The sequence below is a fragment of the Amycolatopsis melonis genome, from assembly GCF_040064235.1.
Lineage (GTDB): Bacteria > Actinomycetota > Actinomycetes > Mycobacteriales > Pseudonocardiaceae > Amycolatopsis > Amycolatopsis melonis.
The window spans coordinates 199,031-219,691 of record NZ_JBDZYD010000013.1 but is presented as its reverse complement, the minus strand read 5'-3'; the positions used below and the strand labels follow the sequence as shown (position 1 = coordinate 219,691).

General features: G+C 72.1%; 16 protein-coding genes. 6 read left to right on the top strand and 10 right to left on the bottom strand.

Translation table 11 applies throughout. The features are described from left to right. Positions 1-68: 68 nt before the first annotated feature. Together fdxA and dapC are read left to right on the top strand one after the other, a co-directional pair. Positions 69-389, top strand: coding sequence for a ferredoxin (gene fdxA / locus ABJI51_RS32380; RefSeq protein WP_285455838.1), 321 nt, complete (start codon positions 69-71; stop codon positions 387-389). Beyond that, a complete protein-coding gene (dapC, locus tag ABJI51_RS32375; protein WP_348954852.1) occupies positions 386-1,477 on the top strand; it encodes a succinyldiaminopimelate transaminase in 1,092 nt (363 codons plus the stop codon). Before fdxA ends, dapC begins: the two co-directional genes overlap by 4 nt. Here dapC and ABJI51_RS32370 read toward each other — a convergent pair. After that, positions 1,471-2,079 carry a TetR/AcrR family transcriptional regulator gene (locus ABJI51_RS32370; protein ID WP_348954851.1) on the bottom strand — a complete coding sequence of 203 codons (609 nt, stop codon included), beginning with the start codon at positions 2,077-2,079 and terminating at the stop codon, positions 1,471-1,473. The two genes, dapC and ABJI51_RS32370, sit on opposite strands and share 7 nt — an antisense overlap. Before the next feature lie 80 nt (positions 2,080-2,159). Between ABJI51_RS32370 and ABJI51_RS32365 the strand changes: the two genes are divergently transcribed. Continuing rightward, positions 2,160-3,566, top strand: a complete 1,407-nt coding sequence (locus tag ABJI51_RS32365) for an FAD-dependent monooxygenase (RefSeq protein WP_348954850.1) — start codon at positions 2,160-2,162, stop codon at positions 3,564-3,566. Positions 3,567-3,581: 15 nt separating this feature from the next. Here the strand turns inward: ABJI51_RS32365 and ABJI51_RS32360 are convergent, their stop codons facing one another. The 3 genes from ABJI51_RS32360 to ABJI51_RS32350 are packed head-to-tail and all read right to left on the bottom strand — an operon-like array spanning position 3,582 to position 5,978. Further along, positions 3,582-4,517 (bottom strand): CHAD domain-containing protein, encoded by a 936-nt coding sequence (locus ABJI51_RS32360; protein WP_348954849.1) that lies wholly within the window; start codon positions 4,515-4,517, stop codon positions 3,582-3,584. Between the two features lie 17 nt (positions 4,518-4,534). Continuing rightward, on the bottom strand, positions 4,535-5,518 hold the full coding sequence (gene dapD, locus ABJI51_RS32355) for a 2,3,4,5-tetrahydropyridine-2,6-dicarboxylate N-succinyltransferase (RefSeq protein ID WP_348954848.1): 984 nt from the start codon (positions 5,516-5,518) through the stop codon (positions 4,535-4,537). Positions 5,519-5,546: 28 nt separating this feature from the next. Continuing rightward, positions 5,547-5,978: a hypothetical protein gene (locus ABJI51_RS32350; protein WP_348954847.1), complete on the bottom strand. Its 432-nt coding sequence runs from the start codon at positions 5,976-5,978 to the stop codon at positions 5,547-5,549. A gap of 23 nt (positions 5,979-6,001) precedes the next feature. Between ABJI51_RS32350 and dapE the strand changes: the two genes are divergently transcribed. Then, positions 6,002-7,072 (top strand): succinyl-diaminopimelate desuccinylase, encoded by a 1,071-nt coding sequence (gene dapE, locus ABJI51_RS32345; RefSeq protein WP_348954846.1) that lies wholly within the window; start codon positions 6,002-6,004, stop codon positions 7,070-7,072. A 125-nt stretch (positions 7,073-7,197) separates the two neighbouring features. Beyond that, a complete protein-coding gene (locus ABJI51_RS32340) occupies positions 7,198-7,986 on the top strand; it encodes a DUF3152 domain-containing protein (RefSeq protein WP_348954845.1) in 789 nt (262 codons plus the stop codon). A gap of 110 nt (positions 7,987-8,096) precedes the next feature. Here the strand turns inward: ABJI51_RS32340 and ABJI51_RS32335 are convergent, their stop codons facing one another. The 6 genes from ABJI51_RS32335 to ABJI51_RS32310 form a co-directional block, all read right to left on the bottom strand. After that, positions 8,097-9,140 carry a chitinase gene (locus ABJI51_RS32335; RefSeq protein WP_348954844.1) on the bottom strand — a complete coding sequence of 348 codons (1,044 nt, stop codon included), beginning with the start codon at positions 9,138-9,140 and terminating at the stop codon, positions 8,097-8,099. A 201-nt stretch (positions 9,141-9,341) separates the two neighbouring features. Next, positions 9,342-10,946: a M28 family peptidase gene (locus tag ABJI51_RS32330; protein WP_348954843.1), complete on the bottom strand. Its 1,605-nt coding sequence runs from the start codon at positions 10,944-10,946 to the stop codon at positions 9,342-9,344. Positions 10,947-11,024: 78 nt separating this feature from the next. Further along, a complete protein-coding gene (locus ABJI51_RS32325) occupies positions 11,025-13,289 on the bottom strand; it encodes a M4 family metallopeptidase (RefSeq protein WP_348954842.1) in 2,265 nt (754 codons plus the stop codon). A 304-nt stretch (positions 13,290-13,593) separates the two neighbouring features. Then, positions 13,594-14,859 carry a helix-turn-helix domain-containing protein gene (locus ABJI51_RS32320; RefSeq protein WP_348954841.1) on the bottom strand — a complete coding sequence of 422 codons (1,266 nt, stop codon included), beginning with the start codon at positions 14,857-14,859 and terminating at the stop codon, positions 13,594-13,596. Positions 14,860-14,930: 71 nt separating this feature from the next. Further along, entirely contained in the window at positions 14,931-16,946 is a 2,016-nt protein-coding gene (locus ABJI51_RS32315; RefSeq protein ID WP_348954840.1) for a M4 family metallopeptidase, read from the bottom strand. A 493-nt stretch (positions 16,947-17,439) separates the two neighbouring features. Then, entirely contained in the window at positions 17,440-18,729 is a 1,290-nt protein-coding gene (locus tag ABJI51_RS32310) for a helix-turn-helix domain-containing protein (protein WP_431605682.1), read from the bottom strand. Positions 18,730-18,825: 96 nt separating this feature from the next. Between ABJI51_RS32310 and ABJI51_RS32305 the strand changes: the two genes are divergently transcribed. Continuing rightward, positions 18,826-20,658, top strand: a complete 1,833-nt coding sequence (locus ABJI51_RS32305; RefSeq protein ID WP_348954838.1) for a glycoside hydrolase family 9 protein — start codon at positions 18,826-18,828, stop codon at positions 20,656-20,658. The last annotated feature ends 3 nt before the right edge of the window (positions 20,659-20,661 follow it).

Genomic DNA, 20,661 nt, shown 5'->3' with positions numbered 1-20,661 from the left:
GAACGGGTGCCCGAACCGCGTAGTGTCGGCACCGACTGGCTGTTTGCAGAGAAAAGCAGGAGTGCGCAGTGACCTACGTGATCGCCGAGCCCTGCGTCGACGTGCTCGACAAGGCGTGTATCGACGAGTGCCCCGTGGACTGCATCTACGAGGGCGAGCGGATGCTGTACATCCACCCGGACGAGTGCGTCGACTGCGGCGCCTGCGAGCCGGTCTGCCCGGTCGAAGCGATCTACTACGAGGACGACGTCCCGGACAACTGGTCGGACTACACCAAGGCCAACGTCGACTTCTTCGACGAGCTGGGCTCGCCCGGCGGCGCGTCCAAGGTGGGCAAGACCGCCAACGACCCGGCCTTCGTCAAGGCGCTGCCCCCGCAGGGCGAATGAGCCGCATCTCGCTGCCCGACTTCCCCTGGGATTCGCTCGCCGAGGTCAAGGCCACGGCGCAGGCGCATCCCGGCGGGGTCGTCGACCTGTCCATCGGCACCCCGGTCGACCCGGTCCCGGACCGCATCCGCGCCGCGCTCGCGTCGGTGTCGGAGATCCCCGGGTACCCGACCACGCACGGCATCCCGGCGCTGCGCGACGCCGCCCGCGCGGCGCTCGCGCGGCGGCACGGCGTCGAGGGCATCGACCCGGACGCCGTCCTGCCGACGATCGGGTCCAAGGAGGCCGTGGCCTGGCTGCCGCGGCTGCTCGGCTTCGGGCCGGGCGACCTCGTCGTCATCCCGGAGCTGTCCTACCCGACCTACGAGGTCGGGGCACTGCTGGCGGGCGCGTCGATCCTGCGGGCCGACGGCCTGACCGCGCTCGGCCCGCAGCGGCCGGCGATGATCTGGCTGAACTCGCCGTCCAACCCGACCGGCAAGGTGCTGCCGGCCGAGCACCTGCGCAAGGTCGTCGAATGGGCGCGCGAGCGCGACGTCGTCGTGGTCTCCGACGAGTGCTACCTGGCGCTGGGCTGGGAGACCGACCCGCTGTCGGTGCTGCACCCGGACGTCTGCGGCGGCCGCACGGACGGCCTGATCGCGGTCCACTCGCTGTCGAAGTCGGCGAACCTGGCCAGCTACCGCGCCGGGTTCCTGACCGGTGACCCGCGGCTGATCAAGCGGCTGCTGGAGGTCCGCAAGCACGCGGGCATGATCGTGCCGCGCCCGGTCCAGGAGGCGATGGTCGCCGCACTGGCCGACGACGACGCGCTGGCCGTCCAGCGCGAGCGGTACGCCCGCCGCCGGCTCGCCCTGCGGAAGGCGTTGCAGGACAACGGCTTCCGCATCGACCACTCCGAAGCGGGCCTGTACCTGTGGGCCACCCGCGACGAGGACGCCGCCGCGACGGTCGGCTGGCTGGCCGAGCGCGGGATCCTGGTGGCACCGGGCACGTTCTACGGCCCGAAGGGCGGCAGGCACGTCCGCGTCGCGCTGACCGCGACCGACGAGCGCGTCGACACCGCCGTGGAGCGGCTGACTCAGTAGTCCCGGCCGGTCAGTCCCCGGTAGACGAACCGGGTGAGCAGCTCGACCGCCTCCTCGTCCGTCGGCGGTGTCCAGTCCGGCGGGGAGCCGTGCAGCCAGGTCGCCGCGAACGAGTCGACGAGGTTGTACATCAGCATGCCGCAGCGGTCCGGTGTGGTCGGCAGCCGCAGGCCCGCGCGGGTGACGTGGGCGAGGTGGTCGTCGAGGTCGGCCGCCTGGGACGCGCCGAACTTCGCCAGCGTGCGCGCGAACGAGTCGCTGACCATTGCCGCCTGGCGCAGGGCGAGCATGGTCGCGGCGTTCTCGCGGTAGAAGTCCCAGTACTGCTTGACGTGCCAGCGCACCGCGGCCGGGTCGCTGAAGTCGGCGAGGTGGTCGGCCCGCTCGGCGTTCTCGTCGCCCGAGGCCGCGATGTCGGCCAGGAGCGCTTCGAGCAGCTCTTCCTTGCTCGCGAAGTGGTTGTAGAACGACCCCGCGGCCCGGCCCGCCTCGGCGGTGATGTCGGTGATCTTCGTGTTCAGGTAGCCCTTGCGGGCGAAGACGCGCTTGGCCGCGGCCTTGAGCGCCGCCTCGGTCTCCGCGGCCATCTCCCTGCGGCTCATCGGCACCTCCCTTGACACGGGACGCTAGCAGCGTCATTCTGAATCCAGATTCACTGAATCAGAATTCACTGGAGGATGGCATGGACGTGCGGGTGCTGATCGCGGGGGCGGGACCGACCGGGCTGACGCTGGCCATCGAGCTGGCGCGGCGCGACGTCGCCGTGCGGATCGTCGACCAGGCGCAGGCGTACTTCGCCGGCTCGCGCGGCGACGGGATCCAGCCGCGCACGCTGGAGGTGTTCGAGGACCTCGGCGTGCTCGACGCGGTGCTCGCCGCGGGCGGGCCGCCGGTGCCGATGAAGATCCACGTCGGCGGCGAGGTCGTCGGCGAGCGGATGATGGCCGACCCGGTCGAGCCGACGCCGTCGAAGCCGTACCCGAACGGCTGGTTCCTGGGGCAGTCGCAGACCGAGGGCATCCTGCGCGACCGGCTGGCCGAGTTCGGCGTGCGCGTCGAGCTGGGCACCGCGCTGACCGGCTTCGAGCAGGACGCCGACGGCGTCATGGCGAGACTGAGCACGGGCGAGACCGTCCGCGCGGAATACCTGGTCGGCGCCGACGGCGGGAAGAGCTTCGTGCGCAAGGCGCTGGGCATCCCGTTCGAGGGCAGCACGGACGAGTCGATCCGGATGCTGCTCGGCGACGTCCGGGCCGACGGCCTCGACCGCGGCTACGGCCACTGGTTCGGCGCGCCGGAGGATCCGATGCGCGGCATGATGTTCAGCCCGCTGCCGGGCACGCCGCACTTCCAGTTCGGCGCCCCGCTCGGCGACGGCGAAGTCGAGGTGGAGACGGCTTTGCCGGCGATCCAGGCGCGGCTCGACGCGCTCTCCGGCGGCGGGGTCACGCTGTCCGACCTGGCGTGGTCGACCGTGTGGCGGCCGAACGTCCGGCTGGCGGCGCGCTTCCGCGAAGGCCGGGTCTTCCTGGCAGGCGACGCGGCGCACGTCCACCCGCCGACCGGCGGCCAGGGCCTGAACACCGGCATCCAGGACGCCTACAACCTCGGCTGGAAGCTGGCGGACGGCGCACCGGAGCTGCTCGACAGCTACGAGGCCGAGCGGCGGACGGTCGCGGCCCGCGTGCTCGGCATCGCGACCGGGCTGCTGCAGAAGTACGTCGACGGCGACGAGGACGCCCACCGCCGCGGCGAGGAGACCCGGCAGCTGGACATCACCTACCGAGGCGGCCCGCTGTCCCCGGCCGGGACGGGAGCGCTGCGGCCGGGGGACCGGGCACCGGACGCGCCGCTGGTGGACGCCAACGGCAAGCGGGTCCGGCTGTTCGAGCTGTTCCGCGGGCCGCACGCGACGGAACTGCGCTTCGGCGACGTTCCCGGGTCCGGCGTCCGGATCCTGCCCGCGGGGAGCGTGGCGACGGGAACGGACCTGCTCGACGAGGGCGGCCACGCCTACGCGGCCTACGACGTGCGGCCGGGCACGCGGGTGCTGATCCGGCCGGACAACCACGTCTGGTCGATCTCCTGAAGGCCCGTTGGCCCTTCAGGCGTGGAGGGCCTTCGCGGCCGCGTCCACCGCTTCCCAGGCGTCCCGCCAGGCCGCGCGGGCTTCGGCGCGGCGGGCCAGTTCGCGCTCGGCGATGCGGCCGGCGACGAAGCCGACCGGGCCGTCCGCGGTGTCCAGGACCGTGCGCATCCGCTCGGCCGCGACCACCGCGTCCTGGTGGTCGCCCAGCACGGTCTGGAACTCCTTCGTCGCCTTGATCAGGGTCTTGAGCCGCGCGGCCTGCTTCTTCTTCGCCGCCGTCTGGGCCAGCTCGGCGGCGTAGCGCAGCTTCTTGCCGTGGATGCGCAGGGCGTGCAGGTCGTCGTCCGGCGGGTCGGCGGGCAGCGCCCGGACGGCCTTGGCCAGCTTGCGGTGCGGCTTCGCCAGCCCGGCGACCAGGTCGTGCGGCCGTCCGGGGTCCGGCGGCACCGCGCGGTCGCGGGTCAGGAGGCTGACCTCCCGCAGCAGCGTCGAATAGCGGGCGCTGGACAGCGCGCGGGTCAGCCGCCGCTTCGCCGTGGCGCGCTCGGCGACGAACCGGGACACCAGGCGGCGCCCGGCGGCCTGGTCGCGGACCTCGAAGCCGGCGATGACCTCGCGCAGGTGCCCGATGAGGACGTCGTAGTCGCGCACCTCGCCCAGCGACTGGCCGAGCCAGCCCAGTTCCGCGCGCACCGGCTCGGCGCCGTCCCCGACCAGCCGTCCGGACAGCTTGAGGATGCTGCGCATCCGCCGCAGTGCGACGCGCATCTGGTGCAGGTCCTCGGGATCGGCGCCGGAGCGCGTGCCGGGTTCGTACGCCAGCAGCGCGCGGATCTCCCGGTCGAGCTTGGCCCGCACGTGGTGGACCGCCGGATCGGCCGGGCCCGCTTCGACCGGCCGGTCCGGCAGGCCCAGCTCGGCCGGGGTACGCGGCAGCGATCCGATGGTCACGCCATGAATTCTAGGCTTCAGTCGTTGGCGTGCAGGGCCGCGTTCAGCTCGACGCCGGCGCCGGTCCGCGGCACGACCTCGACCGCGCCCGTCGCGGAGTTGCGGCGGAACACCGCGCCCGAGATGCCGTTCAGCTCGCGGGCCTTCACGACCTTGCCCTCGACGACGACCTTCGTGCCCGCCGTGACGTACAGCCCGGCCTCGACGACCGTGTCGTCGCCCAGCGAGATCCCGACGCCGCCGTTCGCGCCGATCAGGCAGCGCTCGCCCAGGGAGATCGTCTCCTTGCCGCCGCCGGAGAGCGTGCCCATGATCGACGCGCCGCCGCCGACGTCCGAGCCGTCGCCGACCACCACGCCCGCCGAAATCCGGCCTTCGACCATCGACGCGCCGAGCGTGCCGGCGTTGAAGTTGACGAAGCCCTCGTGCATCACCGTCGTGCCGGAGGCCAGGTGCGCGCCGAGCCGGACGCGGTCCGCGTCGCCGATCCGCACGCCCGAAGGCAGCACGTAGTCGACCATCCGCGGGAACTTGTCCACGCTGTACACGGTCACCGGGCCGCGCGAGCGCAGCCGCAGCCGGGTCGTCTCGAACCCTTCGACCGGGCACGGGCCGTGGTTGGTCCACACGACGTTGGCGAGCAGGCCGAAGATCCCGTCGAGGCTCTGCCCGTGCGGGCGGACCAGCCGGTGCGAGAGCAGGTGCAGCCGCAGGTAGACGTCGTGGGTGTCCGCGGGCGCGTCGGCGAGCCTGCCGATCGTGGTGCGGACGGCGACGACCTCGACCCCGCGGTCGGTGTCGGGGCCGAGCAGCGCCGCGGCGGCCTCGCCGAGCAGCTCGGTGGCCTCTTCCGCGCTCAGGCGCTCGGTGCCGGACGCGCCGGTCTCGGTCAGCTTGGGCTGCGGGTACCAGGTGTCGAGAACCGTCCCGTCGGCGGTGACGGTGGCCAGCCCGACGCCGCTGGCGCCGGTCGTTTCGGGGTTCGGGCTCTGCTCGCTCACGGCCCTCACCGTAGTCGAGTGACGCGGATCAACCACTCGTGGGCCGCGCGTCCACCTGCTTCTTCAGGTCCGAAAGCGCGCCCGCGATGTCGACGAGAGCCTGTGTGCAGGGACCGCCCGCGGCGGGCACGGTGGTGCAGCCCGCGCTGCGGAACGAGCCGACGGCCTTGTCGAGCGCGTCGGCACCCGCGGTCAGCAGCGGATCGCGGTCGCCCGCGCGCTTGCGGGCCGCGCCCGGCACGTTGCCGACCTCCGTGACGTACTTCTCACAGCCCTTCGGCAGCTGGGTGCGCGGGCTCGCGTAGCACTGGTCGACGGTCAGCGCGGCCAGCTTCGTCGGCAGGGCGTCCGGACCCGGCTCGCCGCCCTGGCGCGGGGGTGTCGGCCCGGCCTCGTTCCCGCAGGCGGACAGGGTCAGGACCAGCAACGCACCGCCGACGGCGACCGGGAACCTACGCACGTCCCCACGGTAGCGTGCGGGGTATGAGCCTCGACCTGCACGCCGACCCCGTAGACCTGACCGCGGCGCTGGTGGACACCTTCAGCGTGTCCGGCAGCGAAGCCGAACTCGCCACGGCCGTGCAGGAAGCGCTCGAGAAGCAGGCCCCGCACCTGGAGGTCGTCCGCAACGGCGACGCCGTCCTCGCGCGGACGAACCTCGGCCGCAATTCGCGGATCGTGCTCGCCGGGCACCTGGACACCGTGCCGGAGAACGCCAACTTCCCGTCACGGCGCGAGGGCACCGGCGACGACGAGGTCCTGCACGGCCTCGGCTCGGTCGACATGAAGGGCGGCGACGCGGTCTTCCTGCACCTGGCGGCGACGCTGCCGGAGCCCCGGCACGACGTCACCTTCGTCTTCTACGACAACGAAGAGGTCGAAGCGGTCAAGAACGGCCTCGGCCGGATCGAGCGCGAGCTGCCGGAGTGGCTGGCCGGGGACCTGGCGATCGTCGGGGAGCCGTCGAACGCGGTGATCGAGGCAGGCTGCCAGGGCACCATGCGCGTCGAGCTGCGGTTTTCCGGCAAGCGCGCGCACACCGCGCGGGCGTGGATGGGCGAGAACGCGATCCACGCGCTCGCCGAGCCGCTGCGGCGGCTGGCGGAGTACACGCCGCGGATCGTCGACATCGACGGCCTCACCTACCGCGAGGGCCTGCAGGCGACGGCGATCAGCGGCGGCGTCGCGGGCAACGTCGTCCCGGACGCGGCCGTGCTGACGGTCAACCACCGCTTCGCCCCGGACCGCGACCCGGCGGCCGCGGAACGGCACCTGCGCGAGGTGTTCGACGGTTTCGAGCTGTCCGTTGTGGACGTTTCGCCGGGCGCGCTGCCGGGCCTGTCGGCGCCGGCGGCGGCGGAACTGGTGGCCGCGGCGGGCGGCCGCGCGGCAGCGAAGCTGGGCTGGACGGACGTCGCGCGCTTCGCGGCACTGGGCATGCCGGCGGTGAACTTCGGCCCGGGCAACCCGACCCTGGCGCACACGCAGGAGGAGAACGTCCGGGTGGCGGAAATCCGCCAGGTGACCGAGGTGCTGCGCAAGTTCCTGGGCTGAACCGGGGTGTGGCCGTCGTCACAGACGCACGGCTGAGCTGCGGTGACGCACAGTCGTCGGGCGTCACCGCAACTTTTCGCCGCCGCCGCCCGTATCTCCCGGTGAAAGCGCATCCGGGAGGGACCATGCCGAAGACCGTCAGCCGGGCCGCGGCCGTCGCCGTGCTTGTCCTGGCGGTTGCCGGCTGTGAAAGACAGCCCGTCGCCGCGCCCGCGGCCGGGCCGGTCGTCACGGCGATCGGGGACGCCACCTCGATCCCGCCGCCGCCGGCCGAACGCGAGCCGGTGACGCAGCCCGCGCCCGTCGAGGTCGCCGTCACGTTCCCGCAGACCGGGTCCGGACAGTGGATGTTCACCCCGGGCAGCGACGAGGTGGCCGGTGCCCGGGGACGGCTGATGCGCTACCGGATTGCCATGGAGACCGACATCGACGGCGTCGGGCCTGCCGAGTTCGCCGCCCGGATCCGCGCCATCCTCGGCGACCCGCGCGGCTGGACGGCAGGCGGCCAGTGGCGGCTGCAGCACGTCGGTCCCGACGAGCCCGCCGACTTCACGATCTACCTGGCGACGCCGTCGAGCCGGAACAAGCTGTGCGGCGGCACCCCGGACGGCTACACCTCGTGCCGCAACGGCAGCAACGTCGTCCTGAACGTGGCCCGCTGGGCCAACGCGGTGCCGAACTACGGCGCCTCGCTGGAGGTCTACCGCCAGTACATGGTCACGCACGAGACCGGGCACCGGCTCGGCCGCGGCCACGAGCTGTGCCCCGGCCCTGGCCGTCCGGCGCCAGTGATGGAGCAGCAGACGCTCGGCCTGCACGGCTGCGTCCCGAACCCGTGGCCCTTCCCCGACGGCCGCGCCTACGCCGGCCCGCCGGGCGAGTACGACGACCCGATCCCGGCGGGCACTTCCTGAAGCTCAGCGGCCCTGCCCGGCCCTGGCGGTGGCCCGCTCGACGTCATGAACGACTCGTTCATGTCGTCGGACGAGGTGAACGACTCGTTCATGTCGTTTCGCCGCCCGGTTCAGCGGCCCTGCAGGGACTTGACGTTGTTCCCGAACGTCCAGCCCTTCGAGCCGTCCCAGTTGATCGACCAGTCCATCAGGCCCTTCAGGCCCGGAACCGACCGCCACGCCTGGGAAACCAGGCTCGGCGACATGTACCCGCCACCCGCGCCGGGCTGGGCGGGCAGGCCCGGGACCTGCTTGTCGTACGGCACGCGGATCGTCGTGCCCTGCACGACCAGGCCATTGTTGAGGCACTGCGTCTGGACGGTGAAGCCCTGCACGGTCCCGGCCTGGTAGGAATCGCCGCTGCAGCCGTACATGGATCCGTTGTAGTACTGCATGTTCAGCCACCACAGGCGGCCGTTGTCCGCGTACTTCTTGATGATCGGCAGGTACGCGCCCCAGATCGAGCCGTAGGTGATGCTGCCGCCGGTCACGTACGCCGTCTCCGGCGCCATCGTCAGCCCGAAGTTCGACGGCATCTGCGCGAGCACGCCGTCGATGATGCGGATCAGGTTGGCCTGTGACGCCGAAAGCGTCTTGATGTTGCCGCTGCCGGTGAGCCCGGTCTCGATGTCGATGTCGATCCCGTCGAAGTTGTACCGCTTGAGGATCGGCACGACCGTGGCGACGAACCGGTCCGCGACCGTCGCCGACGACAGGTCGATCCCCGCGGCCGCGCCGCCGATGGACAGCAGGATCGTCGCGCCCGCGGCCTTGGCCGCGCACATCTCGGCCGGGGTGGACACCTTGACCCCGGCGTCCATCCCGTCCTCCCACAGCACCGTGCCGTCGGAGCGGATCACCGGGAACGCGGCGTTGACGACGTTGTAGCCGTGCTGCGCGATGCGTGTGTCGGTGATCGGGATCCAGCCGAGGCCGGGGTGGACGCCGTTCGCGGCGCCGTCCCAGTTCTCCCAGTATCCCTGCAGGACCTTGCCGGCGGGCCGGGACTTCACCGGGCACGTGTCGGCCTGGACCGTCCCGTGCGCGGGGGCCGCCACGAGCAGGGGAACGGCGAGCAGTGCCGCCAGAATGCCGCCGAGCCAACGGGTTTTCATACCGGCTCCCATCGTCGTTGAGGGGCGTCCCCTCACGATAGAAGCCACCTCCCAAGCCGGCTACCGACGATCGGGTGGTCTAGACAAATCTCCGGGGCGGCCCCGTGCCGGGCAAGTTCCCCCCCCCGCGCGGGGTCGGGGGGGTATAAAAAAACCCGGGGGGGCGACAGACCCCGCAAACCGCCCCGCCCCCGGAGAGGGTCAGACGGTGAGCGTCCAGCTGGACAGGTAGCCGGTGTCGGCCGGGCCGACGTCGCGGATGCGGAGCCGCCAGGCCCCGTTCGCGGCTTCGGAGGAGGCGTCGACCGTGTAGGTGGTGTCGAGGTTCGGCGTCGAGTCGCTGCTGGAGTTCTTCAGCCGGTACGCCGTGCCGTCCGGGGCGACGAGGTCGATCACCAGGTCACCGCGGTAGGTGTGGGTGATGTGGACTTCGACCTTGGTGGTGCCGGACGCGTTGCGCGCGCAGCCCGCCACGTTCGCGGTGCTGCTGACCGCGGCACCCGGGTAGTCCGGGATGTCCAGCCGGGCCGCGTTCGTGACCGGGGCGCACGACGAGCTGCCGACGCCGAGGGAGAACGTCGCCGTGTGGTCGGCGTTCGCGCCGTCGGCGGTCACCGTGACCGGGAACGTGCCGGTCGGCGTCGACGACGACGTCGTGATGGTCAGGGTCGACGAGCCGCCCGAGGAGATGGTCGCCGGGCTGAAGGACGCCGTCGCCCCGGCGGGCAGGCCGGACGCGGACAGCGCAATCGACTGCGCGCTGCCGGACGTCGTCGCGGTGCTGACGGCCACCTGCAGCGACTGTCCCGGCTGGACAGTGCCGGACGCCGGGTTCAGCGAGACGGAGAAGTCGTTGCCCTGCGTCGGGGCGACTGCCAGCTTCCACAGCGCGTACGCGATCGCGTCGCTGTTCTTCTCCAGCGGCGCGTCCGGGATGTTCGACGTCGTGTCGCAGGCGCGGTGGTAGCAGTTGTCGAACGGCGCACCCGCGGTGCCGCCCCACTTCTGCGCCTGCGCCGAACTCTTGATGTCGCCCGCGCCGGTGGCCAGGCCGCCGACCGGGATGCCCGCGTTCTTGAACGACGCGTGGTCGGAGCGGCCGTCGCCTTCGCTGTCGCCCTCGGTCGGGATGCCGATCGAGGTGAAGTACTCGTCGAAGACCGCCTTGATCGACGCGACGTCGTCGTAGACGAAGTAGCCCCAGTTCTTGGAGCCGATCATGTCGAAGTTGAGGTAGGTCTTGATCTTCGTGCGTTCGGTGCTCGGCAGATTGTTGACGTAGTACTTGGAGCCGACCAGGCCGGACTCCTCGTCGGCCCACCAGCCGAAGCGGACGCGCTTGGCCATCGCCGGGTTGGTGCGGGCCAGCGTCAGCGCGACCTCGAGGATCGACGCGCTGCCCGAGCCGTTGTCGTTGATGCCCGGGCCGGCGCTCACGCTGTCCAGGTGCGCACCGAGCATGATGACCTGGCTCGCGTCGCCCTGCGGCCACTCGGCGATGAGGTTCTGCGACTGCCCGAGGCAGCTGGTGCACGTCTGCCGGGTCGTGGTGTACCCGGCCTGCTTGAGCAGGTTCTCCACATAGGACACCGACGCCGCGTACCCGCCACCGCGGGCCGAACGCGTGCCGCCGTTGTTGTTCGCGATGGCCTGCAGCTGGTTGAGGTGGGCCTTGACGTTGGCGAGCGAGATGTCGGGCGCGGCGAGCGTCGCGGCCGGAGCGGCGGTGGCCGCTGGTGCGGTGACGGCACCCAGCACGGCGGCGAGGGCGGTGACCCCGGCGCCGAGTCGTGTCTTCCACTTCATGGCGGTGATTTCCTTCGGTGGGGTGGGGAGAAAAACCCGGGGCGGCCCTTTCACGGGAAAGTGCCGCCCCGGGGTGGATCAGACGGTGAGGGTCCAGCTGGAGAGGTAACCGGTGTCGGCGGGGCCGGCGTCGCGGATGCGCAGCTGCCACGCGCCGTTGGCCGCCTCGGTGGCGGCGTTCACGGTGTAGGTGGTGTTGATGTCCGGAGTGGACGTGCTGCTGGAGTTCTTCATCCGGTACGCCGTGCCGTCCGGCGCGACGAGGTCGAGGACCAGGTCACCGCTGTAGGTGTGGGTGATGTGGACTTCGACCTTGGTGGTGCCGGACGCGTTGCGCGCGCAGCCGGACACGGTCACCGTGCTGCTGACCGCGGTACCCGGGTAGTCCGGGATGTCGAGCCGGGTCGAGTTGGTCACCGGCGCGCACGACGACGTGGTGCCGACGCTCAGCGTGTACTGCACGGTGTGGTCGGTGCTGGCGCCGTCGGCGGTGACGGTGACCGGGAAGGTGCCGGTCGGCGTCGACGACGACGTCGCGATGGTCAGCGTCGAGGAGCCGCCGGAGGAGATGGTTGCCGGGCTGAACGTCGCGGTGGCGCCGGCGGGCAGGCCGGAGGCGGACAGCGTGATCGACTGGGCCGCGCCGGAGGTGATCGCGGTGCTGACCGTGGTGGTCGCCGAGGCACCCGGCTGCACCGAGCCCGAGGCCGGGTTCAGCGCGACCGAGAAGTCCGGCCCGCCGCCGCTGCACGAGGCCGGCTCGCCGCTGACGGCCGGGACGGAGACGGCGTCCCATGCGGCCTTGGTGGCGGTGTACTCGGTGCAGCTGCCCGGGAAGAGCGCGATCGCGGCTTCCAGCGTCGCCTTGCGGGCGGCCTTGTGGTTCCACGACGAGGTCTTCTTCAGCAGGCCGTTGTAGAAGATCTTTCCGGCCTTCTGGATGCCGATGCCGGTGACCGACGAGTTGTTGCAGGTCGGGCTGGACGGCTTGCCGCCACCCGGGTTCGAGCCCTCGGCGAGCAGGTAGAACCAGTGGTTCTGCGGGCCGGCCGCGGCGTGCACCTCGGTGCTCGGGATCGACGACGAGTAGCAGTTCGGGTCGCCCACCTTGGACGGCTGGTACATGTAGCGGATCGGGCCCTGGCCGACCAGGTTGACGCCCTCGCCGACCTCGTAGTCCGGAGTGTCCTTGGCATTGCCGGCGTACGCCTCGGTGAGCGCACCGAAGATGTCGCCGGTGGACTCGTTCAGGCCGCCGTTTTCGTTGCCGGAACCGGCGCCACCCGGGGTGAACTGGAAGATGCCGTGCCCGAACTCGTGCCCGACGACGTCCATCGAAGTGGCCTGGCGCTTGTTGTCCTGCGAGTGCCCGAAGTGCGTCGACGAGCCGTTCCAGTAGGCGTTGACGTCGGACAGGCCCACCGAAGCCGGGTAGCCGGTGCCGCTGCCGTTGATGCCGTTGCGGCCCAGCCAGTCGGCGAGCATCTTCCACTCGGTCTGGACGCTGTAGAGGACGTCGACGCAGCCGGTCTCGAGGTCGGTGCCGGAGCCGTTGCCCCAGTCGTTGTCCGGTCCACTGTAGACGGAACCGCCCTCGCGGCCGCAGCTGATGCCGGTGCGGCCCGGGTCGCGCATCGTGTACGTGCTGCCGGACTGCGTCGTGTCGATCGAGACGTTGCCGACGTAGAAGCTGTTGCCGGTCCCCGCGACCTCCACGCTGTCCGGCCGGGCCTGGCCCTTGGCGCCGGAGGCGAACGTCCTGACGTCGTCGCGCTTGTCGAGCACCGCGCCGGTCGCGGCGTCGACGAAGACGTGCAGGTTGCTCGGGGCGGTGGCGGTGTGCCCGGAGACGACGACTTCGTAGGCCAGCTTCGGCGTGGCCCCGGCCAGGACCACCTTCTCCGGGGTGGACACACTGTCCACAGTGGGCAGCTGGGCGCGCGCGGTGGCGGCGGCCTTCGCGGCGTCGACCAGCGCCTGCGTCCCGACGGTGATCGGCGCGGTCTCCGCGGCGCTGGTGCCGCGGACCCGGCCCGCGCCGTCGGCGACGACGACCGCGTCCCCGCCGACGACCCGCAGGCCCGAGTAGGTCCGCTGGTAGGCGCCGTAGAACAGGCCACCGCCGCCGGCGGTCAGGGCGACCCGCTGGAACGCTTCGGCCGGGCCGCGCTTGAGCGCGTCGAGCCCGGCGACGGCGGCCTGGTCGGCGGCGCGCGCGGCGGCCACGTCCGGAGCGGCGGGTGGTGCCTGGGGAGCCGCGGTGGCCGGGGCCACCGGCACGGCGAGCGTCATGGCGAGCCCGGCGGCGGCCGCCAGGCCCGTCCTGAACCCACGATGGGTCATCGAGGTCTTCCTTCCATGAAGGCAGAATCGTGGACCGGTAAGGGAAAGAGGGGAGACGTGTCCGGCGGGACAACAGCAGGTATGCGTCCGGACGCATCCGAGTAAAGGATCAGCGGATCGGGGCGTCAATGCGCCGAACGGACCAACACCGCGTTCGTGATTATCGAATCAATTCGTACAAACCCCGCCGCAGCAGGGCATTCCCGTCGCGTTCCGCGCCGGAACGACTTTCGTAGGGTTTGTCGCCGACACCATCCGAACGCCGGACGATCTCGATCACCGGGATTCCCGCCCTGCCCCGGATTCAGCCGGTTTCCGCGCCGAGGGCGATCAGCCCGTTGCGCAGCACGTCCGCCGCCTCGGTCTGCTTTCCGGTTTCGGCGAGCAGTTCGCTCAACGGCCGCAGCGCGCGCACCAGCACCCCGCGGGCCCCGAGCCCGGTGGCCAGCTCGACCGCGGCGCGGAGGTCCTCGGCCGCGCCGCGGGCGTCACCGCGGGCCCTGGCCAGCGATCCGCGCTGCAGCCGCAGCTCCGCCGCCAGTGCCGTGCCCGCCACGACCGCCGGGCGGACCTGCTCCAGCAACGTCGCCGCCGTCTCCAGCCGTCCCGCCGCCAGGTACTCCCCGGCCAGCTCGACGGTGATCGCCGGGACGTCGTCCGGCCACGCCGTTTCCCGCGCCGCGGCGAGGTCGGCCAGCGCGCCCTCGCCGTCACCCGACCGGTCGCGGATCCGGGCCCTGGCCAGCAGGCAGTGGGCCATGGCCGGGTGCAGCGCCCGTTCCTGCATCAGGTCGTAGGCCGCGGCGACCGACGCGGCCGCGTCGGCGAACCGGTCCGCCGCCAGGTGACTGCGGCACACCTCGACGTGGCTGCGGGTCAGCTCCGCCAGCACCGCCGGGCCGCCGCGGGTCAGCCGCAGCGCCGACTCGGCGTACCCGGCCGCCCGCTCCAGGTCGCCCCGGCGCAGGTGCCGTTCGGCCATGCAGGCCCGCAACGTCAGCAGCATCGACGGCTGCGGGTAGCCGTCGCGCAGCAGCTCGGCGTGGCAGGTTTCCAGCAGGTGCAGCGAATACTGGACCTCGCCCCAGTCGCTGAGCACCTTCGCGCGCAGCGGGACGACCATCGCCCGCACCGGCGGCGGCTCGTCCGCCAGCGTCGTTTCGGCCTCGGCGACGTACTTCGTGCGCGTGTCGCCGGTCGAGTACCCGGCCAGCCACAGCAACGCGATCCCGGCCTGCCGCGGCCGCTCCAGACGTTCGGCACGGCGCCGGATCCGCTGCATCCGCGGGGTCGCGCGGCGGGCGTCGCCTGCCAGGAACCGTTCCGCCGTCTCGATCAGCTCGAGGTCGAGCTCGATCAGCTCGCGCGGTGAGCTGCCGCCGAGCAGCTCGCCCGGGTCGATGCCCAGCTGCTGGGCGAAGAACCGCAGCGCGTCCCCCGACGGCGTGCGCGCGCCGGTCTCGACCGAGGAGACGTAGGCCGCGGAGTACTGCGGCCCGGCGAGTTCACGCTGGGTGAGGCCGCGTGCGGTCCGCAGCTCACGCAGGCGTTCGCCGACGCTCTCGCTCACACGGGTGCCTTTCCTCCGGGACGTCCAGGGTAGGCCGCGCGGTGGCGTCGTCGGCCACCGCGCGGCCGGGTTCAGCAGGCGCCGCCGTCGCTCCACACGGCCCACGAGGTGGGCGCGCCGGGCTCGGCGCCGGTCGAGTACCACAGCGACGTCCACTTGTGACCGTTGTGGCTCACGACGTCGTCGGGCACGTACGCCTTCGCGGCGTCCCACTCGGCGAGGCCGCCGCAGCCGGTCGGCGGTGTGCCGGTGCCGACGGTCAGCGAGAACTGCGCGGTGTGGTCGGCGTCGGTGCCGTCACCGGTGACCGTCACCTGGCTGGTGCCCTGCGGCGTGGTTGCCGAGGTGGTGATGGTCAGCGTCGCGTTCCCGCCGGACTGGATGCTCGCCGGGCTGAAGGTCGCCTTCGCCCCTTCCGGCAGGCCGGTCGCCACCAGCTGGACGGTCTGGGCGTTGCCCGAGGTGATCCGCGTGGTCACCGTGGTGGTCGCCGTCTGTCCGGGTTGGACGGACGCCGACGTCGGCGACAGCGTCAGCGAGTAGTCGTTCCCGGCGGGCGGCTGGCCGCTGCAGGTGGGCTCGCCGCTGACGGCGGTGACGCTGACCGCGTCCCACGCGGCCTTGGTGGCGTTGAATTCCGTGCAGCTGCCCGGGAACAGCGCGATCGCGGCTTCCAGGGTGGCCTTGCGGGCGGCGCGGTGGTTCCAGGACGAGGTCTTCTTCAGCAGGCCGTTGTAGAAGATCTTGCCCGCCTTCTGGATGCCGATGCCGGTGACCGTCGAGTTGTTGCACGTCGGGCTGGCGGCGCTGCCCTGGGAAAGCAGGTAGAACCAGTGATTCTGCGGGCCCGCGGCGGCGTGCACCTCGGTGTTCGGGATCGACGACGAATAGCAGTTCGGGTCGCCGACCTTCGACGGGTTGTCCATGTAGCGGATCGGGCCCTGGCCGACGAGGTTCACGCCTTCGCCGACGGTGAAGTCCGGAGTGTCGACGGGGTTGTTGGCGTAGAACTCGGTGAGCGCGCCGAAGATGTCGCCGGTGGACTCGTTGAGCCCGCCGTTCTCGTTGCCGGACCCGGCGCCGCCGGGCGTGGTCTGGAAGACGGCGTGACCGAACTCGTGCCCGACGACGTCCATCGGCGTCGCCTGGCGGCGGTTGTCCTGGGAGTGCCCGAAGTGCGTCGAGGAGCCGTCCCAGTAGGCGTTGACGTCGTTGAGGCCGACGCTGGCGCGGAAGCCGCCGCCCGCGCCGTCGATGCCGGTGCGGCCCAGCCAGTCGCCGAGCATCTTCCACTCGGTCTGGACGCTGTAGAGCGCGTCGACGCAGGCGGTTTCCAGGTCGGTGCCGGAGCCGTTGCCCCAGGTGTTGCTGCTCTTGGTGAAGATCGAGCCGCCCTCGCGGCCGCAGGCGATCCCGCGGCGGCCGGGGTCGGTCATGGAGTAGGAGCTGCCGGAGCCGGACGTGTCGATCGAGACGGTGCCGGCGTAGTAGGAGTTGCCGGTGCCGGCTTCGCGGACGTCGTCGCGGGTGTCGAGGACGGCGCCGGTGGTGCCGTCGACGAAGACGTGCAGGCGGGTGGGTTTGCCGCCGGTGCGTCCGCTGACGACGACTTCGTAGGCGAGTTTCGGGGCGTCCCCGGCGAGGACGACCAGCTCCGGTTCGGTCGCGGTGTCTACTGTGGACACCTTGCTCCTGGCGATCGCCTTGGCCTGTTCGGCTTTGAGTGTCGCCTGGGTCTTGACGGTGATGGGCGCGGTGTGCGCGGCTTCGGTGCCGCGGACGCGACCGGCGCCGTCGGCGACGACGACCGCGTCCCCGCCGACGACCGGCAGGCCGTGGTAGGTGCGCCGGTAGGAGGCGTAGTAGAGCCCGCCGCCACCCGGGGTGACTCCGGTGCGGACGAAGGCCTCCCCAGCGCCCTTCGCGAGCCGGTCGGCGCCGGCAAGGGCGGCCTGGTCGGCAGCACGGGCGGCAAGCGCCTCGGGCGGGGTGGCGGCGGGAGGAACGGAGGCGGCGGCCGGGATCGCCGGCACCGCGAAGGCCAGGGACAGGCCGGCGAGCGTCGCCAGCCCTCGTGGGGATCTCATGGGGAACCTTTCCGGTGTGCCCGGGGAGATAACTCCTGTTACTGCGCTGGACGCGTCCGAGTAAAGGTTCCGCCCGGCCCCGTGGTCAATGGGCCGAACGGCCCAGCCGCGGGTTCCCAAGATCACGCGGTCCCCGGCAAAACCCCAGTTCAGCGGGTCCGTGCGGACTGGTCTGAACCAATTCACCGAACTTTCGTAGGAACTTCCCGCCGACCGGACCACCGCCCCGCCTGGTCCGCCCTGATGCCCGCCCAATCACGCGAGATGCCCGCCGGATCACGAGTGATGCCCGCCCAGTCACGCGAGTTCCGCCCCCAATCACGCGAGTTCCGGCCCGGATCACGCGAGTTCCGGCCCGGATCACGCCCGCGCCGCGGGCTGGAGGGCATCTCGCGTGATTAGCGGGGCATCACACGTGCTTGGGCAGGCATCTCGCGTGATTGGTGGGGCATGACGCGTGCTTGGGCGGGCATCTCGAGTGCTTGGCGGGGCATCACGTGTCGGTGGATGCCGAGTCGAGGCCGTGCTGGTAGGCCTCGATGGCCTCGGCGAGCCGGCCCTGTTCGCGTAGGACGTCGCCGAGGCGCAGGGCCGTCGAGAGGGCCGCGCCGTGCAGGGATGCTCTGGTCTGGATCTCGAACGCCTCGCGCAGCAGGCGGGTCGCCGCCGTCAGGTCGCCCTGGGCCTGGGCGATTTGGCCCCGCAGGCCCGTCGCCTCGCCCAGGGACTCGACGTCGCGGGAAAGCAGGTCCCGGACTCCGGCGACGAGCGACGCCGCTTCCCCGGGCGCCCCCTGGCGGAGCCGGACTTCGGCCAGTTCGAGCGTCGCTCCGGCGACGCCCTCCTCGGAGCCGATCGCCGCCAGCTGGTCGCGGGCCGCCGTCAGCTCGGCTCGCGCCTCGTCGAGACGGCCCAGGTGCCGCAGCAGGTAGCCGCGGGCCCAGCGGCAGCGGGCCGCGTCGCGGTCGAATCCGACCGACGCGAACAGCCGGGACGCCTCGATCAGGTCCTCGTCCGCCCGGTCCGCGCGCCCGATCGTCTGCCACACCTGGGCCGCCTGCCGGTGGAACCGCGCGACGAAGTCCGGGCGCGTCGCCGCCCGCGCCAGTCCGCGGCCCGCGACCGCCGCCTCCTGTGCCCGGCGCAGGCCGCCCGTCTCCATCAGCGGGTGGATCAACGCGCTGAGCAGGCACAACTCGGCATCCGGGTCGGCTGGCAGCATCCGCAGGGCCTCCTCGACCCGCGCGATCGCCGTGCCCGCGTCGCCGCTGAGGTACCGGCAGCCCGACCACCGGTGCACGATCATCGCCCGCAGCCACGGCGGCGCCGCCCCGGCCAGCTCCTCCGCGTGCTCCAGCGCCTTCTGCGCGCCCGAGACGTCGAACAGCTGCCACTTCACCTCGGCCAGGCAGAACCGCGCGTAGCACTCGACGTCGTCGAGGTGATAGCCCGCGGCCTGCTTGGCCACGGACGCGAACCGCGTCTCCGCGTCGGCGACGCGGCCCTGTGCCAGGTCGCGGTAGCCCTCGTCGAGAGCGGCGCGCAGCTCGCCGGCGACGCCCGGCGGGCGCCCGTACCGCAGCTCGTCGACGGTCAGCCCGAAGCGCTCGGCCAGGTAGGCCAGCATCTCCTCCGACGGCGGCCGGCTGCCGGTCTCGACCTTGGCCAGGAAGCCCCGGTCGTAGCCCGGCTCGGCCAGCTCGCGCTGGGTCCAGCCGCGGCCGGTGCGCAACCGCCGGATCCGCGCGCCGAGCGGTTCGGTCATCTCCCCACGGTAGGTCATCGGCCCGGCCACCGCGGAAACGGACATATTGACGCCCGCGGCCGCGTCCCGCTAGCGTTTAGATAGGAAAGTTTCCTAACAAAGTGGAGGCCGATCATGCGCCTGCTTCCCCTCGCGACGGCGGCCGCGCTCGCGGTCCCGCTCGCCGCCACCCCAGCCGTGGCCGCCACGCCGGCCGAGGTGCGTGTCGACCAGGTCGGCTACGCGCTGGGCGAGGCGAAGCACGCGTACCTGCTCGGCGGCGCACCCGGGAAGTTCACCGTCGTCGACGAGCACGGCCGCACCGTCCGCCAGGGCCGCACCGGCGCGAACCTCGGCGCCTGGAACGCCCGCTACCCGGCGGTGTTCGACCTCGATCTGTCCAGTGTGGACGAACCGGGCACCTATCGGATCAGGGTGGCGGGCGCGACTTCGCCGCCGTTCCGGATCGACACCGCCCGCCGCCTCTTCCGCCCGCTCGTGCGCGCCACGACCGAGTTCTTCCAGGCTCAGCGCGACGGCCACGACGTCGTCCCCGGCCGCCTTGACCGCAAGCCGTCGCACCTGGCCGACCGGACCGCGACCGTCTACGCCGAACCGAAGTTCAAGGGCGAAGGCGGCGACGAGATCGTCGAACCCCTGAAGCCCCAGGGCGGGCCGGTCGACGTCGAAGGCGGCTGGGTCGACGCGGGCGACTTCGTGAAGTTCACCTCCAACACCGCGTATGCGCTGGCCGAACTCGGCGTGGTCCTGCGCGACGACCCGGATCCCGTGCTGGCGCGGGAGGTCGGGTTCGGCCTCGCCTGGCTCGACAAGGTCTGGGACGGCACGACGAAGACGCTCTACGCCCAGGTCGGCATCGGCACCGGCAGCGAGCAGTTCGGCTTCCTCGGCGACCACGACGTGTGGCGCAACCCGCAGGACGACGACGCCCTCGACGTCAAGCCCGGCGATCCCGCGTACTTCGTCAAGTACCGGCCGGTGTTCCCGGCCGCCCCGGCGGGCGCGCCGCTGTCGCCGAACCTCGCCGGCCGCGTCGCCGCCGCCTTCGCGCTCGGCGCGCAGGTGCACGCCGGACGCGACCCGCAGCTGGCCCGGCACTACCTCGCCGAGGCCGCGGCGGTGTTCGCCCAGGCCCGGACCACCGGCGTCGGCGAGCTGGTCACCGCGTTCCCGCACGCCTACTACCCCGAGTCCAGCTGGCAGGACGACCTGGAGCTGGGCGCCACCCAGCTCGCACTGGCGGCCCGCGCCCTCCACGACCCGCGCGCCACCGGCTGGGCCCGCGAAGCGGCGAAGTGGGCGAAGGCGTACATCGGCAGCGGCGACACCAGCACGCTGAACCTCTACGACACGAGCGCGCTCGCCCACGCCGATCTCGCCGGGCTGCTGCGCACCGGCGTCCCCGGCGCCGCGCTCGGCGTCCGCGACCTCGCCGCGGACCTGCGCCGCCAGCTGGACACCGGCGTCGCGAACGCGCGGAAGAGTCCATTCCGGACGGCCGTCGACCTCACGGACTTCGACGCCGCCAGCAAGAGCTTCGGCTTCGCCGCGACTGCCCGGCTCTACCTGCGCGTCACCGGCGACACCCGCTATGCCGCGTTCGGGGTCCAGCAACGGAACTTCACCCTCGGGGCCAACGCGTGGGGCGTGTCCCTGGTGGTCGGCGCCGGCACGACGTTCCCGCAGTGCCCGCACCACCAGGCCGCGAACCTCGCCGGACCTTCGAAAGTGCTCTACGGCGCGGTCGTCAACGGCCCCAACGGCGCGGGCAACTTCGCGGATCTGCCGTTCCCGGCGGGCGCGAAGGAATGCACCCGTCCGTATGAATCGTTCGACGGCCAGGGAAGCCGCTACGCCGACGACCTGAGTTCATGGCCCAGTAACGAGCCCGCCATCGACTTCACCTCCACCGCGCTGCTCGCCTTCTCGCTGGCGTCGAGGCCGTAGCAT

Excerpts from the sequence above, each read along its gene's own strand:
- dapC (WP_348954852.1), top strand. The coding sequence starts at position 386 with ATGAGCCGCATCTCGCTGCCCGACTTCCCCTGGGATTCGCTCGCCGAG.
- ABJI51_RS32370 (WP_348954851.1), bottom strand. The coding sequence starts at position 2,079 with ATGAGCCGCAGGGAGATGGCCGCGGAGACCGAGGCGGCGCTCAAGGCC.
- ABJI51_RS32365 (WP_348954850.1), top strand. The coding sequence starts at position 2,160 with ATGGACGTGCGGGTGCTGATCGCGGGGGCGGGACCGACCGGGCTGACG.
- dapE (WP_348954846.1), top strand. The coding sequence starts at position 6,002 with ATGAGCCTCGACCTGCACGCCGACCCCGTAGACCTGACCGCGGCGCTG.
- ABJI51_RS32340 (WP_348954845.1), top strand. The coding sequence starts at position 7,198 with ATGCCGAAGACCGTCAGCCGGGCCGCGGCCGTCGCCGTGCTTGTCCTG.
- ABJI51_RS32335 (WP_348954844.1), bottom strand. The coding sequence starts at position 9,140 with ATGAAAACCCGTTGGCTCGGCGGCATTCTGGCGGCACTGCTCGCCGTT.
- ABJI51_RS32330 (WP_348954843.1), bottom strand. The coding sequence starts at position 10,946 with ATGAAGTGGAAGACACGACTCGGCGCCGGGGTCACCGCCCTCGCCGCC.
- ABJI51_RS32325 (WP_348954842.1), bottom strand. The coding sequence starts at position 13,289 with ATGACCCATCGTGGGTTCAGGACGGGCCTGGCGGCCGCCGCCGGGCTC.
- ABJI51_RS32315 (WP_348954840.1), bottom strand. The coding sequence starts at position 16,946 with ATGAGATCCCCACGAGGGCTGGCGACGCTCGCCGGCCTGTCCCTGGCC.
- ABJI51_RS32310 (WP_431605682.1), bottom strand. The coding sequence starts at position 18,729 with ATGACCTACCGTGGGGAGATGACCGAACCGCTCGGCGCGCGGATCCGG.
- ABJI51_RS32305 (WP_348954838.1), top strand. The coding sequence starts at position 18,826 with ATGCGCCTGCTTCCCCTCGCGACGGCGGCCGCGCTCGCGGTCCCGCTC.